Annotated in this window: 14 protein-coding genes; 6 read left to right on the forward strand and 8 right to left on the reverse strand. The window is 69.2% G+C overall.

All coding sequences use genetic code 11. From position 1 onward, the window contains the following. Positions 1 to 63: 63 nt before the first annotated feature. From ACFYQA_RS21800 to ACFYQA_RS21810, 3 genes are all read right to left on the reverse strand, one after another. Positions 64 to 1,332, reverse strand: a complete 1,269-nt coding sequence (locus tag ACFYQA_RS21800; protein ID WP_388920202.1) for a CpaE family protein — start codon at positions 1,330 to 1,332, stop codon at positions 64 to 66. A 9-nt stretch (positions 1,333 to 1,341) separates the two neighbouring features. Beyond that, entirely contained in the window at positions 1,342 to 2,049 is a 708-nt protein-coding gene (gene cpaB, locus ACFYQA_RS21805) for a Flp pilus assembly protein CpaB (RefSeq protein WP_386395710.1), read from the reverse strand. Positions 2,050 to 2,153: 104 nt separating this feature from the next. Next, entirely contained in the window at positions 2,154 to 3,059 is a 906-nt protein-coding gene (locus tag ACFYQA_RS21810; RefSeq protein WP_388920359.1) for a hypothetical protein, read from the reverse strand. Between the two features lie 477 nt (positions 3,060 to 3,536). Here ACFYQA_RS21810 and ACFYQA_RS21815 point away from each other — a divergent pair, with 477 nt between their 5' ends. Continuing rightward, the gene (locus ACFYQA_RS21815) at positions 3,537 to 5,294 is read left to right on the forward strand and encodes a chitinase (protein ID WP_388920205.1); all 1,758 of its coding nucleotides are present in this window, start codon (positions 3,537 to 3,539) and stop codon (positions 5,292 to 5,294) included. 211 nt (positions 5,295 to 5,505) lie between these two features. Here ACFYQA_RS21815 and ACFYQA_RS21820 read toward each other — a convergent pair whose 3' ends face one another. Beyond that, positions 5,506 to 6,009 carry an ATP-binding protein gene (locus ACFYQA_RS21820; protein ID WP_388920208.1) on the reverse strand — a complete coding sequence of 168 codons (504 nt, stop codon included), beginning with the start codon at positions 6,007 to 6,009 and terminating at the stop codon, positions 5,506 to 5,508. 239 nt (positions 6,010 to 6,248) lie between these two features. Between ACFYQA_RS21820 and ACFYQA_RS21825 the strand changes: the two genes are divergently transcribed. The 4 genes from ACFYQA_RS21825 to ACFYQA_RS21840 all read left to right on the forward strand — a co-directional run bounded on the left by ACFYQA_RS21825 (position 6,249) and on the right by ACFYQA_RS21840 (position 9,227). Continuing rightward, positions 6,249 to 7,100 (forward strand): helix-turn-helix domain-containing protein, encoded by an 852-nt coding sequence (locus ACFYQA_RS21825; RefSeq protein ID WP_388920211.1) that lies wholly within the window; start codon positions 6,249 to 6,251, stop codon positions 7,098 to 7,100. Between the two features lie 12 nt (positions 7,101 to 7,112). Continuing rightward, positions 7,113 to 7,304: a hypothetical protein gene (locus ACFYQA_RS21830; protein WP_332430319.1), complete on the forward strand. Its 192-nt coding sequence runs from the start codon at positions 7,113 to 7,115 to the stop codon at positions 7,302 to 7,304. A gap of 77 nt (positions 7,305 to 7,381) precedes the next feature. Further along, positions 7,382 to 7,891: a SigE family RNA polymerase sigma factor gene (locus tag ACFYQA_RS21835; RefSeq protein WP_388920214.1), complete on the forward strand. Its 510-nt coding sequence runs from the start codon at positions 7,382 to 7,384 to the stop codon at positions 7,889 to 7,891. Between the two features lie 76 nt (positions 7,892 to 7,967). Continuing rightward, entirely contained in the window at positions 7,968 to 9,227 is a 1,260-nt protein-coding gene (locus ACFYQA_RS21840) for a hypothetical protein (protein ID WP_388920217.1), read from the forward strand. A gap of 25 nt (positions 9,228 to 9,252) precedes the next feature. Here ACFYQA_RS21840 and ACFYQA_RS21845 read toward each other — a convergent pair whose 3' ends face one another. Continuing rightward, on the reverse strand, positions 9,253 to 10,584 hold the full coding sequence (locus tag ACFYQA_RS21845; protein ID WP_388920220.1) for an Nramp family divalent metal transporter: 1,332 nt from the start codon (positions 10,582 to 10,584) through the stop codon (positions 9,253 to 9,255). Positions 10,585 to 10,783: 199 nt separating this feature from the next. Here ACFYQA_RS21845 and ACFYQA_RS21850 point away from each other — a divergent pair, with 199 nt between their 5' ends. Beyond that, complete coding sequence (locus ACFYQA_RS21850) at positions 10,784 to 12,130, forward strand: M14 family metallopeptidase (protein WP_388920223.1); 1,347 nt, start codon at positions 10,784 to 10,786, stop codon at positions 12,128 to 12,130. Between the two features lie 34 nt (positions 12,131 to 12,164). On the opposite strand, the gene ACFYQA_RS21855 is transcribed toward ACFYQA_RS21850, so the two are convergent. The 3 genes from ACFYQA_RS21855 to ACFYQA_RS21865 all read right to left on the reverse strand — a co-directional run bounded on the left by ACFYQA_RS21855 (position 12,165) and on the right by ACFYQA_RS21865 (position 15,274). Continuing rightward, positions 12,165 to 13,061 carry a hypothetical protein gene (locus ACFYQA_RS21855; RefSeq protein ID WP_388920226.1) on the reverse strand — a complete coding sequence of 299 codons (897 nt, stop codon included), beginning with the start codon at positions 13,059 to 13,061 and terminating at the stop codon, positions 12,165 to 12,167. Between the two features lie 148 nt (positions 13,062 to 13,209). Beyond that, positions 13,210 to 14,697, reverse strand: a complete 1,488-nt coding sequence (locus ACFYQA_RS21860; RefSeq protein WP_388920229.1) for a GntP family permease — start codon at positions 14,695 to 14,697, stop codon at positions 13,210 to 13,212. Positions 14,698 to 14,827: 130 nt separating this feature from the next. Continuing rightward, positions 14,828 to 15,274, reverse strand: a complete 447-nt coding sequence (locus ACFYQA_RS21865; protein WP_388920232.1) for a RidA family protein — start codon at positions 15,272 to 15,274, stop codon at positions 14,828 to 14,830. Positions 15,275 to 15,297 lie beyond the last annotated feature (23 nt).

The following is a 15,297-nucleotide window of genomic DNA, read 5'->3' on the forward strand; positions in this document are numbered from 1 at the left end:
TCCCGGTCACGGTCCCGGTCACGGCCCCCGTCCGAGCGGGCGTGCGCTTCCTGCCCCTTCACCTCATCCCCCTCCGTCCTTGCGCCTCCGGATGCTGACCGCGCCGCGGTCGCCGCGCGGTCGGTCTCCCCGCAGCCGGCCGGACTTGTGTGCGCCCTCGGTGGGCTTGACCAGGTCGAGTTCTCCGGCCAGGGTCCACAGGGCCTGCTTCACCGCACTCTTGTTCTCCAGTTCGTGGACCCGGCCGGCGTCCACGACCTGCTGGAGTTCCCTGAAGTTGGCGGGGATCACGGTGGCCGCGACCGCGGTGCCGGTGATCTTCTGGATGAGCGGTGGCTGGATCTCCGTACTCCGGGTGTGGCGGTTGACGACGATCGTGGTCTCCTCCGCCTTGCGGATCTGGAGCCGGTCCCACATCCGTACCGTCCGTTTGGCGCCCCGGACGGAGACCACGTCCGGGGTGGTGACCAGGAGTGCGGTGTCGGCGGTCTCGACGGCGGCCGCGCCGGCCCCGACGAGCTGGGCGCCGGTGTCGACGACCACGACCTCGTACCGGGAGCGCAGGGCGCCGATGATGTGGCGGGCGGCCCGGTCGGTGACGTCCTCGCCGCGTTCGCCCTCGGCGGGGGCGAGGAGCAGGGTGAGGCCGGTGTCGTGGCGGAAGACGGCGTCGGCCAGGACGCGCGGGGAGATGTCGGTGATCGTCGCGAGGTCCACGACGGACCGCCGGAACTGGACGTCCAGGAAGGAGGCGACATCGCCGCTCTGGAGGTCCAGGTCGACCAGGGCGGCGCTGCGGCCGGACGCCTGGGCGGCGAGGGCGAGGTGGATGGCGGTCAGGGTGGCGCCCACGCCGCCCTTGGCGCCGCTGACGGTGACGACCGTGCCTCCGACGCCGGTGAACACGTCGCCGCCGGCGCCGAGGTGGCGGCGCACGCCGGACGACCACTGGGCGACGGCGTGGACGCGGTTGGCGAGTTCCTCGTAGTTGAGCGGCAGGGCGGCCAGGCCGCGGGCTCCGTAGTCCATGGCGGCCTGGAACAGGCCGGGGCTGGCGTCGGAGGTGACGAGGACGACCCCGACGGCGGGGAAGCGCAGGGCCACTTCGCGGATCAGTTCCAGTGCGGGGACCGGGCCGATCCGCTCGTGCACGACCACGACCTCGGGCAGCTCGTCGATCGACTCGGCGGCCAGGCGTGCGAGGGTGTCGACGAGCTGGGTGGAGTCGATCACCGGGGCCATCGGCTCGGCGTCCGGGAGCTGGCTGAGCAGCGTGGTGATGGACCGGACGGCGTCCGCGTCACCGACTGCCGGGAGGATCCTCGTGGGCATGCGGGCCTCTCACTTGTCCTTCGCGAGTTCGTACGTACGGTCCTGCTCCGGGACCGTGGGGTCGCCGCCGGGGGCGACGAGCGCGAGTCTGACCCGCTGGGCGAAGGACTCGGCGTAGGTGATGCGCTGGGCGTCGATGGTGGACAGCGCGAAGGTGATGGGGACGGCGTCCGTGGGCTGCCGGCCGCGGTCGTTCTCGTCGGGTTCGAGGGCGGTGATCCGGCCGACGTCGAGGACCTTGGCGTTGGTCACGATGATCTTGGACTGGGCGGGGGCGCCCTCACGCTCCCCTTCGAAGGTGGCGTAGACGTTGACCGACGAACCCGGCGTGATCTTTCCGGCGACACCGGTGGCCGCGTCGATCATGATGGCGACCTCCTGCTGCCCCGGTTGCAGGGCGGGCTGGTTCACGATCATGTCGCTCTGCAGGAGGGAGCCCTCGCGCAGCGTGGTGACGGCGATCTTGCCCCGGATGTCGCCGAGATCGGTGACCGCGTTCTGTGACAGCCAGCGCTCGGGCATCTCGATCTTCTCGAACTGGCCCGTACTGAGCGGCGTATAGGGCGCCACGTTGGATTTCAGCCGGTACGCGGTGACCTCGGGGCCGACCTTGGACTCCACGTCGTTGATGACGGAGAGCACGCCGGCGAACGCGGCGAGGGCGCACAGGATCGACAGGAGCAGGAGTATCACGCCGCGGCGCTGACGGGAGTTCATAGACCGTGCAACCTCATTGGGGGATGTGGGCCGAGCGGGACGGTGGGAGACCGCGGTTCGGGTGGGGGTACGGCGCTGCCGTACGCCGGTTCAGGTACGCCCCTTCATGTGCCGCGGACGAGGGCTCTGCTGCCGGCACCACGGTTGATGCCGCGGGTACTGCCGCGGCTGTTGTCGCGGCTGCTGTCGTGGCTGCTGTCGTGGGCGGGTACGGACGGTGGCGTGGCCGAACAGAACACGCACCGGTCGCCGATGACGTCGATGCCGCACCAGTGGCAGATGCCGCGCCGCACGCTCGTGACCAGCTGGTAGAGGACGGAGAGGTCGGGCAGGTAGGTGCAGAACTCGATGACCTTGCCGGTCCCCCACCAGCTCGGGGACTCGGCGGGAAGCGGCGCCTCGCGCAGTCCCTGCACCTTCCAGGAGGACGCCAGGGTGCCGGTGACCCAGTCGGACTGGAGCTGCCCCTTGGCGACGAGCATCCAGGTGCCGAACTCCGGTCCGTCCAGTGCGGCTTCGGGGCCGAGGCGGACGAGTTGCGGCTGCGGGTGGGCGAGGACGGCGAACTGACTGCCGGGCATCCAGGACTTGGCGTGCTGCTTCAGGTTCACCGGGATCCGGTCGAGCCGGGCGACGGAGCCGAGCACGGCACCGGAGTGGATGTAGTGGACCAGCAGCCGGCCGGCCGAGGCGAGCACGCCGGGGCTGAGATCGCAGGAGCCCAGTTGCCTCAACTGGCGGGCCAGTACGGCGATTCCGAGCGGGGGCAGATCGGGGCTGAAGAGGGCGATCCGGTCGCTCTCCAGCAGGGAGCGCAGGGTGTGCAGCCGCCGCAGGACGGCGACGGGGGTTGCCCTGGAGCAGACCACGATGACGTGCCCGTGCTGCTCGATGAGTGCCTGGAGTTCGGTCAGCGCTTGTTCGAGCGGCAGGGTGGCGATGTCCCGCAGCACCACGGCGGGCAGGGTTCGTTCGTCCTGCGGTGGCAGCGCCAGGTCGGCACTGGTCACGGCAATGGCAGTTGGCACGCGCGGCTCCCCGTTCTCCCCATGTCCCTCGGCCCACCGGAAGTCACTCCGGTACACCCTGATGACTTCGCTGCGTGACTATGCGAGCACTGTAACCACGGCTTTATGGCTGGAGAACAGCGTTTGTGTAGCTCGTAAGCAACTGGCGTTGCACAAGTTGCGCCAAAACGGGGCACGTTGAGCATCTCGCCGGTCTCGGTATGACGCGCAGGGCGGAGATCCCGTGCACTGCCTTGACGCCGGAATCCCGCCGTGAGGGCGACCGGCGCCCCGGAGTGCCGAGCGAGCGAAGTCGACCCGACTCCCCGCAATTGGTCTGGACCCATTGACAACCCTATTGGTCTGGACCACCTTATGGGTCCAGTGGCGACGACTGCCGTCCCCATGGCTCTCCTCCCACTCCACTCCCCCTACCTCTGTACCCCCGTATCCCGCCCCTTCCCCCCACCGGAGGCTTCAGTGGACCGCGCACCAGCCACGACCGAACCCAGAGACAGAAACAGAGACAGAGACGCAGGCAGGAGCCCGGCCGGCCGCAGGGGCCGCCTCTGGGCGGGCGCCCTCGCCTCCGCCCTCGCTCTCACCCTCCCCCTCGTGAGCGCGGGCCAGGCGTCCGCGGCGGACGTGAACAACGTCAAGAACGCCGGTTTCGAGTCGGGTCTGAGCAATTGGACCTGTTCGGCGAACAGCGGGACGACCGTCCCGTCCCCCGTGCACGGCGGCACGTCCGCGCTCAAGGCCACCCCGGCCGGCCAGGACAACGCCCGTTGTACGCAGACCGTCGCCGTGCGACCCAACTCCACCTATTCGCTGAGCACCTGGGTACAGGGCGGCTACGCCTACCTGGGCGTGACCGGCACCGGCACGACGGACGTCTCCACCTGGACCCCGGACTCCACCAGCTGGAAGCAGCTGACGACGAGCTTCCGCACCGGCTCCGCCACCACATCGGTGACGGTCTACACCCACGGCTGGTACGGGCAGCAGCCCTACTACACGGACGACCTGTCGGTCTTCGGCCCCGACGGGGGCGGAGGCGGTGACCCGGATCCGGTCGTTCCCGGCACGCCGGGAGGCCTCAGCGTCTCGGGTACGACGTCGTCGACGGCGTCGTTGAGGTGGAACCCCGTATCGGGAGCGACGGGTTACTCCCTCTACCGCAACGGTACGAAGATCACTGCGGTGACGGGCACGTCGGCGACGGTGACCGGCCTCGCGGCTTCCACCTCGTACTCCTTCCAGGTGGCGGCGACCAACGCGGCGGGCGAGTCCCCGAAGTCGACGGCCGTGACGGCCCGGACGACGGAGGGCAACGGCGGTGGCGGCGGCGACCTGCCCCGGCACGCGGTGACCGGCTACTGGCAGAACTTCAACAACGGCGCCGCGGTGCAGCGCATCTCGGACGTGCCCGCGCAGTACGACATCATCGCGGTCGCCTTCGCGGACGCGACGGGCACGCCGGGCGCGGTCACCTTCAACCTGGACTCGGCGGGTCTGAACGGCTACACCGTGGCCCAGTTCAAGGCGGACGTACGGGCGAAGCAGGCGGCCGGGAAGAAGGTCATCATCTCGGTGGGCGGTGAACTGGGCGCCGTGTCGGTGAACAACCCCGCTTCCGCGACGAACTTCGCGAACTCGGTCTACGCCGTCATGCAGGAGTACGGCTTCGACGGCGTCGACATCGACCTCGAGAACGGCCTCAACGCGACCTATATGACGCAGGCGCTGCGGTCGCTGTCCGCGAAGGCCGGCCCGGACATGATCCTGACGATGGCTCCGCAGACCATCGACATGCAGTCCACGTCCAACTCGTACTTCCAGACCGCGCTGAACGTGAAGGACATCCTCACGGTCGTCAACATGCAGTACTACAACAGCGGTTCGATGCTGGGCTGCGACGGCAAGGTCTACAGCCAGGGCTCGGTGGACTTCCTGACCGCGCTGGCCTGCATCCAACTGGAGGGCGGCCTCGACCCGTCCCAGGTGGGCCTCGGCCTCCCGGCCTCCACCCGCGGCGCGGGCAGCGGCTACGTCTCGCCGACCGTGGTGAACAACGCCCTGAACTGCCTGGCCAGGGGCACCAACTGCGGTTCCTTCAAGCCGTCGAAGACCTACCCGTCCCTGCGCGGCGCGATGACCTGGTCCACCAACTGGGACGCCACCTCCGGCAACGCCTGGTCCAACGCGGTCGGCCCGCACGTCCACGCCCTGCCGTAACCCGACCCCTCCCATCACCCCGCCTCGAGGGTGCCGCACCACGGCCGCGTCGTCACGGGCGGAGCGGCACCCTCTGCCGCACCACACCCGCCGGTGGTGACCGGGAGCACCGCACCCTCTCCCGAAAAGCGTGAGCACTTCGACCGCCACTGTCCGGATGCCGCTCATTCGAGCGCTCACGTGACAGTCGGCCGCCAAGTGCTCACGCTTTTCAGCGAGGCACAGCGGGTGGGCTGCCGTACGACCTCGCGCCCGCACTGGGCAGCGTTGCCCACATGCGGGTACCGCCGCCCGGTTCGCGCGCCTCGCCGAAGCCCCAGGTGCCGTCGCAGGCTCGGCAGACACAGGACAGGAAGCGCAGGGCCGCGCGACGACGCGCTTCACACGCAGTGGCCAGGCGGGGGTGGGTGTGGCGCGGGTGGCTGTCGTACGCGACCACCCGGAGGGCGGAGGCACGGTAGCGGAGGGAGAGGTACACGTCCGTCGACTCCGTGAACCGGCAGGCCACCGTCACCAGTTCGCTCACCGCTTGCAGCGCGGGGTCCAGCAGGTCCGTCAGTCCGTGCGCCCTCAGCATCTCCCGCGACGCCGCTCGCGCCAGTCCCGGGCTCGTGAGCCGTGCGGGCAACGTGAAGCTGTAGGCCAGGTTTTCGGGGACGGGGGCCGCGGGATCGGCGGAGAGCATGGGTGCGACGGGGCAGCGGGACGGAGACATCGGTGGCTCCTTCGGTGGGGTACGGCAGCGCCCTGTCATGGGCAGCAGTCGGCGGTCAGTGGTCGATGACGGTCGGCGGCAGTCGGTGGCTCCGTCGCGCGGGCAGGCTCACGCAATGCACTGCCGACTGCGCCAGGTAGCTTGTGCGCTACTCAATGTAAGCATGACGGGGTTATGTTGCCCCTATATTTGGCAACAAAGGCACCCCATAGAGTGGCGCGAGCCAGAGGAGGGGCAGCATGGGCGCGAGGACGTCGCCGACCGAACGGCAGAAGAGGCTGGGTGCAGAGGTCCGGAGGATGCGTACGGCCGCCGGTATGACCGGCGAGTTCGCCGCCGGACTGCTCGGCGTGGACCGAGGCAAGATCTCCAACATCGAATCCGGGACCCGCACCATCAGCCCCGAGCGGCTGCGCACGCTGGCCTGCAACTGCGACTGCGATGACGATGCCTACGTTGACGCCCTTGTCGAGATGGCACGGTCCGCAGGACAGGACTGGTGGGACAAGTACCGGGGCAGCCTCCCGGTCGGGCTGCTCGACATCGCCGAATTGGAGCACCACGCGGTACGGCTACGGAGTGTGCACCTGATTCACATGCCCGGACTGCTCCAGTCGACTGCTCACGCGCAAGCCGTGTTCAAGGCCGCACTGCCTCCACTGCCGGAGCACGAGGTCGCACTGCGGCTGGCCCACCGCTTGGAACGCCAGCGAGTGCTGGAGGGTGACGACCCCACCGCATACGTCGGGATACTCCATGAAGCGGCTCTGCGCATGCAGTTCGGCGGACCGAAGGTGGCACATGGGCAGTTGGAGCATCTGCTCGTCATGTCCAGCCTGCCTCATGTGTCATTGCAGGTCATTCCGTTCACGGCCGGAGCCTTTCCCGGCGCAGGCCAGACCGTCGTCTACATGGAAGGGCCGGTACGGCGCCTCGACACCGTACAGATCGACAGTACCCACGGTCCGGAATTCGTCTACCACGAAGCGCAGTTGTCCAAATACCGGGCTCAGCTCGACTGGATGGAGCAGCACTCCCTGTCGCCCGCGGATTCCCACAGCTTCATCCAGGACATCGCCAAACAGCTCTAGGGAGACGCCGCCATGCCCGACATCGCCTGGGAAGAACCGTTCTGCGCCGAGGGGTCGGCCTGCTTCCGCCTCGGAACCGACCAGGACGGCAACGGCTATATCGCCATAGCCGGCGCCGAGGACGATCACCTCACCGACAGCCGTGACGCCCTGCGGCGGATGATCCTCGACATCAAGGCGGGGAAGGCCGACCACCTGCTGTGACATGGGAGTGAAACATTTCCCGGGGCCCGGCGCATCAATGAGGTGGGAGCAACGGGGAGAGCCAGGGGGATGCGTGCATGGGGCAGGACGGTCGCGAGGGCGGGTACGGGGACTTCGCGGCGGCGCGGGCCGGGCATCTGTACCGGTCCGCGTGTCTGCTCACCGCCGGGGACACGCACCTTGCCGAGGACCTCGTCCAGGAGACTCTCGGGCGGGTGTACGTGCACTGGGGGCGGGTTTCCCGCGTGGGTAACCCCGCCGGTTACGCGCAGACCGTTCTCACTCGCGCGTTCCTCACTCATCAGCGGCGGCGCAGCAGTAGCGAGCGCTCGACCGCCGCGTTCCCGGAGCGGCCGGACGCCGACGAGGACCCGTCCCTGCGACTCACCCTGCTCGACGCCCTTGCCGGGCTGCCCGCCAAGGACCGCACGGTGATCGTCCTGCGGTACTGGGAGGACCGCTCGGTCCAGGAGACCGCCGACGCGATGAACGTCAGCTCGGCGGCGGTGCGGACGCGCAGCGTGCGCGCCCTGGCCCGGTTGCGGGAACTGCTCGGCGAGGACCTCGGTGAGTACGCCCGGGCCTGACCGGTCGCGGGCCGTCCCCTCCTCGCTCCTCTCCTCACTCTCCTCCAGGTTCACCTCACGGAAGCGGTGGTTCGTCATGTCCGTCGACCAGCACAGCGACCCCTTCGAGGAACGGCTCTCCGCCGCTCTGCACGACACCGGCGGCGCCTTCGAGGCCGACCGGGGTGCCCTCAGCGTCGGGGGGCGGACCCGGGGGAGGCGGATGCGGATGCGGCGGCGGGCCGCCGTTCTCGGGGGCGCGGCCGGGATCGCGCTCGTAGGAGTGGGCGGGGCACTCCTCCTGCCGGGCGGCAACGGGGTCGGGGAGGACGGGCGGACGTCGGCGGCCTCGGGAGCCGAGGTCGCCGCCGGCGCCAAAGGCACTCCGGCGCCCGTCTCCGGTGAGGAGCTCATCCGCACACTGAAGGAGCTCCTCCCCGACGGGGAGTTCAGCGGGGAGGGCGGGCGCGGGACCGCCTCGGTCGGCGGGCCGTTCGCCCAGGTCGTGTACGACGACGGCGAGGGGCCCGCAGCCGTCGGCGTCGGTCTCTCCCGCATCGAGCCGGGAAGTTCCCAGGCCCGCGAAGCCACCCGGTGCCCGGACCAGGTGTTCACCCCGCACGACAGTTGTGCCACCAGCACCCTGGCGGACGGGTCGAAGCTCATGCTGTTCAAGGGGTACGTGTATCCGGACCGGCGCGTGGACACCAGGTGGTGGAACTCCGTACTGGTCACCCCCCAGGGGCAGCAGGTCGACGTGAGCGAGTGGAACTCGGCCGCCGAGAAGGACGCGCCCGTCAGCCGGCCCGCGCCCCCGCTGTCCGCCGCACAGCTCAAGGAGATCGCCACGGCTCCGCAGTGGCGGGCCGCTGTCGACGCCATTCCGGAGAGGGCCGGGAAGCCGTCGGCGGCTCCGAGCACACCGCCGCCGAGCGCCGCCGGACCGGCGGTCCGGGAGACACTCGCCGGGCTCGTCCCCGACCGTCTCGAGGTGGTGTCGAAGGGCGGCCAGGAGGAGGGGTACGCCTATCTCGTCCTCGACGACGGCGAGGGGAAGAGCTTCGTCCAGATCAACGTCCAGCACGGTATGCGCGGTGACGCCGGACAGCTCTACGGGTCCGCCGAGACGTTGCCCGACGGAACCCGGGTCGCGACTCACCAGGGGCCGGGTGAGAAGGGCGCCGCCGGTGTCGTCATGTGGACCGTCGACACCATGCGCGCCGACGGCAGACGCGTGGTGATCAGCGCCTTCAACACCGGTGCCCAGCACGAGGACGCCACACGTGACGCTCCCGCGCTGAGCATGAAGGAACTCCGGACGATCGCCCTCAGTCCCCGGTGGGACGACCTGACCTGACCCGGCCTGATCCGAACGAAAGACCCTAGAAGAACTCCGACCAGGGCTGGTCCCAGACCTGCTTGACGCACAGGACCAGGAAGAGGAGGCCGGCGATGACGAGCATGCTGTTGCTGAGGATCCCGTTGCGCCATTCGCGGGGGGTGCGGGTGGAGTTGAGGAGCCAGAGCAGGGTCAGGGCGAGGAAGGGCATGAAGGCGGCGCCCAGGACGCCGTAGAGGATGATGAGGCGGAAGGGCTGGCCTTCGAACAGGAGGATCATGGGTGGGAAGGTCAGCCACAGCAGGTAGGCGCGGAATGGCCAGGACTTCTCCGGGCGGCCGGACGCGATGGCCTCGCCCGTCGACACCTTCACCTTCTTCCGGCCGCGCGTCACGAAGTCGGCGAACATCAGGCTCACCCCGTGCCACACGCCGATCAGCGACGTGAACGACGTGGCGAAGAAGCCGATCAGGAAGAACTTCGCCGTCGCGGCGCCGTACCTTTCCTCCAGGATGTCGCTCAGCTGCACCAGGCCCTTGTCGCCCTTCTCCAGCGCGAGTCCCGCCGAGTTCAGGAGCTCGGCGCCGACGAAGAGCATCGCGACGACGAAGATGCCGGTGGTGACGTACGCGACGCGGTTGTCGAGGCGCATCACCTTCATCCAGCCGGTGTTCGTCCAGCCCTTGGCGTTGACCCAGTAGCCGTATGCGGCCAGCGTGATCGTGCCGCCGACGCCGCCGATCAGGCCCAGGGTGTAGAGGACCGAGTCGTCCGCGTCGGGAAGGACCGGAAGCAGTCCGGCGAAGGCGTCCCCGAGGTTGGGGGCCACCCTGATCGCCAGGTAGACGGTCACCGCGAACATGACACCCACCAGGACCGTCATGACCTTCTCGAAGACCGCGTACCTGTTGAACCAGACGAAGGCGAGGCCGACCAGGGCACAGGCGATGCCCCACCCTTCGAGGTCCATCACGTCCGGGAAGAGGGCCTGCAGGGGCAGCGCGCTCGACGACATCGCCGCCGCTCCGTAGACGAAGCCCCAGATGACGACGTAGACGCCGAAGAAGTACGTCGTCCAGCGGCCCAGGCTCGCCCAGCCGTCGAACAGGGTGCGGCCGGTGGCCAGATGCCAGCGGCCCGCCGCTTCGGCGAGGGAGATCTTCACCAGGCAGCCGATGACCGCCGCCCAGAGGAGGGTGTAGCCGAAGTTGCTGCCGGCGATGAGGGTGGCGACCAGATCGCCGGCGCCCACCCCGGTCGCGGCGACGACGATGCCGGGGCCGATGTACCTCCAACTGGACTTGCGGGGCTGGGTGCCGGAGCCGGCGCCGGGTGGGGCTCCGGTGTCCTGGGTGTTTCCCGTGGTGTCCGCCATGAGGGCCAAGAAAGCGGATGGGTGCCGGTCGGGCAAGAGGGCGTGCCGGGATCTTCACGGGATGTACGTGACGGGATGCGCGTGGCCGCGGGTGGCGAACCCGGACGCAATATTGACCTGATCATGTCATGCGCGGACTATATCGGCACCGCACCACGCACGTCGCCATGAGCAACCCCACCTCCCACAAGGACACTTCATGCGACTTCGCACACGCGGCAAGCGCGGCAGACGCTCCGCCGCGCTCGCCGTACTCCTCGCCCTGGCCCTCGCCGCGCCCGTGTCGATGGCGGCCACGGAAGCCGGCGCCGACAGCGCGAAACGGGCGGCACCCTCCGCCGACGACATCCGCCAGTACGAGATCCACCAGCACACGACCGCCGTGACCCGTACGGCGATCCAGCAGTCCGGGGTCACCGTGGACGAGGCCGACGAGGAGACGGTGGTCGTCTCCGGCCGCGCGGACCAGATCGGACGGCTGCGCCAACAGGGTTACGAGATCACACCGTTGGGCGCGGCACCCGACCGCTCCTCCGCCGCCGACGACATCCGCCTGTTCGACTTCCCCTCGGCCGACTCCCGCTACCACAACTACGCCGAGATGAACGCGGAGATCGACCAGCGGCTGTCGGCGTACCCGAACATCATGAGCAAGCGGGTGATCGGCCGGTCCTACCAGGGCCGGGACATCGTCGCCATCAAGATCAGCGACAACGTGACGGCGGACGAGAACGAGCCCGAGGTCCTGTTCACCCACCACCAGCACGCGCGCGAGCACCTGACCGTGGAGATGGCGCTGTATCTGCTGCGCGAACTCGGCGCGGGATACGGCAGCGACTCGCGGATCACCAACATGGTCAACGGCCGGGAGATCTGGATCGTCCCGGACCTCAACCCGGACGGCGGCGAGTACGACATCGCCACCGGCTCCTACCGTTCATGGCGCAAGAACCGGCAGCCCAACTCCGGTTCGTCGAACGTCGGCACCGACCTGAACCGCAACTGGGACTACCGCTGGGGCTGCTGCGGCGGTTCTTCCGGCTCCACGTCCTCCGAGACCTATCGGGGTTCGGCTCCCGAGTCCGCGCCCGAGGTGAAGGTCGTCGCCGACTTCGTGCGCAGCCGGGTCGTGGGCGGGGTGCAGCAGATCAAGGCGGGTGTCGACTTCCACACGTACAGCGAGCTGGTGCTGTGGCCGTTCGGCTACACCTACTCCGACACCACGACCGGGATGACGGCCGACGACCAGGCCGCCTTCCGCACGGTCGGCCAGAAGATGGCCGCGAGCAACGGCTACACGGCCCAGCAGTCCAGCGACCTGTACATCACGGACGGGTCGATCGACGACTACCTGTGGGGCACGCACAAGATCTTCGGCTACACCTACGAGATGTATCCGAGGTCCTCGTCGAGCGGCGGCTTCTACCCGCCCGACGAGGTCATCGAGCGGGAGACGTCCCGGAACCGGGACGCCGTCCTGCAACTCCTGGAGAACGCGGACTGCATGTACCGCTCCATCGGCAAGGCGGCGCAGTACTGCAGTTAGCGATGCCGCCCGGCGCGAGGAGTCGTCGTGGTGCCTAGGCCACGGGGTCGGTGGCCGGCTCGGACTTGTCCTTGTCGTCGGACGGGTCCATGCCGGCGTCCGGCTCGGACGTCTCGGTGTCGACGCCCTCGTCGGACGTGTCCGTGTCGGAGGAGTCCGTGTCGGACGGGTCCGCCTCGGGCGTGTCCGAGTCGGGCGTGTCCGAGTCGGGGGAGTCCGAGTCGGGGGAGTCCGTATCGGGCGTGTCCGCATCGGACGAGGCCGCCTCGGGTTCAGGTGCCCCGTCGTCGAAGTAGGCGTCCAGGACCGCGTCCAGTTCCGTGTCCCACGTGGCGAAGCGGCTGCGGGACGCGGCCTCGATCTCGATCGGGTACCAACGGCGTTCCGTGGTGTGGACGGTGACCGTGTACCGCTTGCCGAAGCGGGCGGTCTCCGTCTCCACCGCGCCGATCTCGTCCCAGCCGAACTCGCACGCCTGGTCGTCCAGTCGGAGCCGTACGCCGCTGTGATCGACGACGATCCCGGCACGGCGGTCGGACGCCTCGAAGACGGGGCCGTCGGGGACAGGCTCTTCCTCGGAGGTCCCCGCAGCTTCGGGCTTCTCCAGCGAGGTCGCCTTCGCGGACGCCGTCCCGGCCTCCGGCTCAGGCTCCGGCTCCTTCTTCGTCGCCGGTTCCTTCCCCGATTCCGTGGCCGGGTCCGCGTCCGCCTCGGGCGCCACGTCCTCCGGCTCCGAGGCGGGCTTCGCGTCCTCGGGTTCCTCCTCGCCCTTCGCGTCCTTCGCGTCCTTCGCGTCCTTCGCGTCCTTCACGTCCGCCTTGCGGTCGGACGTGCCGGACACGGGTGCGGTGAGCCCAGGGATGAAGGCCGGGTCGAATCCGGCGCCTTCCAGGGGCTGGGGCTGGCTGCTCGAACCTATGCGCTGCTCCACACCGGATGAGTATGGTCGACGATCCTGTGTGGAGCACAGCCAGCCCCTCACTTCGTTATCAGACGCCTACATGCGCCCCACCGTTCGTACGAATCGGAGGATGATCACACGGGGTCGGACGAACGCGCGGGGTCGGACGAACGCGGCGTCAGACGAACAGGCTGAGTACCGCCGCGACCACGAAGCCCGCCACCGACAGGACGCTCTCCAGCACCGTCCAGGTCTTCAGCGTGTCCCGCTCGCTGATGCCGAAGTACTTGGCGACCATCCAGAACCCGCCGTCGTTGACGTGCGAGGCGAAGATGGAGCCCGCGGAGATGGCCATGATGACCAGCGCCACGAACGCCTGGGAGTGGTCCCCCTCGGACAGCAGCGGGGCGACGATGCCCGCCGTCGTGACGATCGCCACCGTCGCCGAGCCCTGCGCGACCCGGAGCACCACGGAGATCAGGTAGGACAGGACGATCACCGGCAGGCCGACGTCGTTGAACGTGTCGGACAGTGCCTGGGCGACACCGCTCCCCTTGAGGACCGCGCCGAAGACACCGCCGGCGCCGACGACCAGCAGGATGTTGCCGACCGGCTTCAGCGAGGACGTCGAGACGGTCTCCAGGGACTTGCGGGACCAGCCGCGCCGGATGCCGAGCAGGTAGTACGCCATGAACAGGGCGATGGTGAGCGCGACGAACGGGTGGCCGAAGAACTCCACGACCGAGCGCAGCGTGGACTCGTCCAGGGCGATCGAGGAGAACGTCGAGGCGAGGATCAGGATGAGCGGCGTACCGATGATGCCGAGGACGGTGCCGAGCGGCACGGGCGTCTCACGCGGCGCCACGCCTGCGGCGCGCTGCTCGTCGAGGACGGCCTGGCGGGACTCCTCGGCGGCCTCGACCATGTCCTGCGGTACGGCGACGAAGATCTGCTTGCCGATCCAGGCGGAGTAGACCCAGGCGGCGACGACGGCCGGGAGGCCGGTGACGACACCCATGAGGATGACCCAGCCGAGGTCGACGTCGAGCAGTCCGGCGGCGGCCACCGGGCCGGGGTGCGGGGGCAGGAAGGCGTGGGTGACGGACAGGCCCGCGAGCAGGGGCAGGCAGTAGAGCAGGATCGACTTGCCGGAGCGCTTCGCGGCGGCGTACACGATCGGCGCGAGGACGAAGATGCCGACGTCGAAGAAGACCGGGACACCGAAGATCAGGCCGGTGATGCCCATGGCGAGCGGGGCCCGCTTCTCGCCGAACAGGCCGAGCAGCCGGGACGCCAGGACCGCGGCGCCACCGCTGACTTCGAGGATCGCGCCGAGCATGGTGCCGAGGCCGATGATGATCGCGACATGGCCGAGGATGCCGCCCATGCCGGACTCGATGGTGGACACCGCGTCCGAGCGCTGGACCGTGCCGAAGAGTTCGGTGACCGACAGACCGGCCAGCAGGCCGACGGCTATGGAGACGCCGAGCAGGGCGACGAACGGCTGGAGCCGGACCTTGATGATCAGGAAGAGGAGCAGCGCGATGCCGATGGCGGCGACGGTCAGCAGACCGGCGGTGCCGTCGATGAGGAGGAGAAGTCCTCCGGTGTGCGGGGGTGTCTCGGCCGCCGCGTCGGCGGCGAGCGAAAGGGACGGGTGGGACATCAGGGGGTCCTCTGCTTGAGCGCATGAAGTTTTCGGGCAGGGGGGATCGCGGCACGGCGTCACAGAGGTGGCGGACGCCGTGCCGTGGCACACGGGGTGTGAGGGGGTTACGGGAAGAGGTGAGTGCGCGTCAGCCCAGTACGGCCAGTGCGTCGATCTCGATGAGGAGCCCCGCGGGCAGGCCGACGTAGACGGTCGTGCGCGCGGCGGGCGGCTGGGTGAGGCCCTGCTCCTCGAAGTAGGTGTTGTAGATGCCGTTCATCTCGGCGAAGTGGTCCACGTCGGTGAGGTAGACGCGGAGCATCATCACGTCGTCCCAGGTCGCGCCGCCCTCCTCGAGGATCGCCTTGACGTTGGCGAGGGTCTGGAGAGTCTGCTCGCGCAGGCCGGGACCGGCGGGCGTGGGCGGCTTGCCCTCCTCGGCGGGGAGGAACCCGACCTGGCCGGCGACCTGGAGGATGTTGCCCTTGCGCACGCCGTGGGAGAACTTCGCGGGCGGGGTGGTGTGCGTACTCGGGGTGAGGGCGACCTTCTCGGTCTTCTCGGTTTTGTCGGCCTTCTCGGTCTTCTCGGTCATGAGGGGCGGTCCTTCGCTGGAGT

Origin of the sequence: Streptomyces sp. NPDC005774 (assembly GCF_042871645.1) — a bacterium.
Taxonomy (GTDB): domain Bacteria; phylum Actinomycetota; class Actinomycetes; order Streptomycetales; family Streptomycetaceae; genus Streptomyces; species Streptomyces pratens.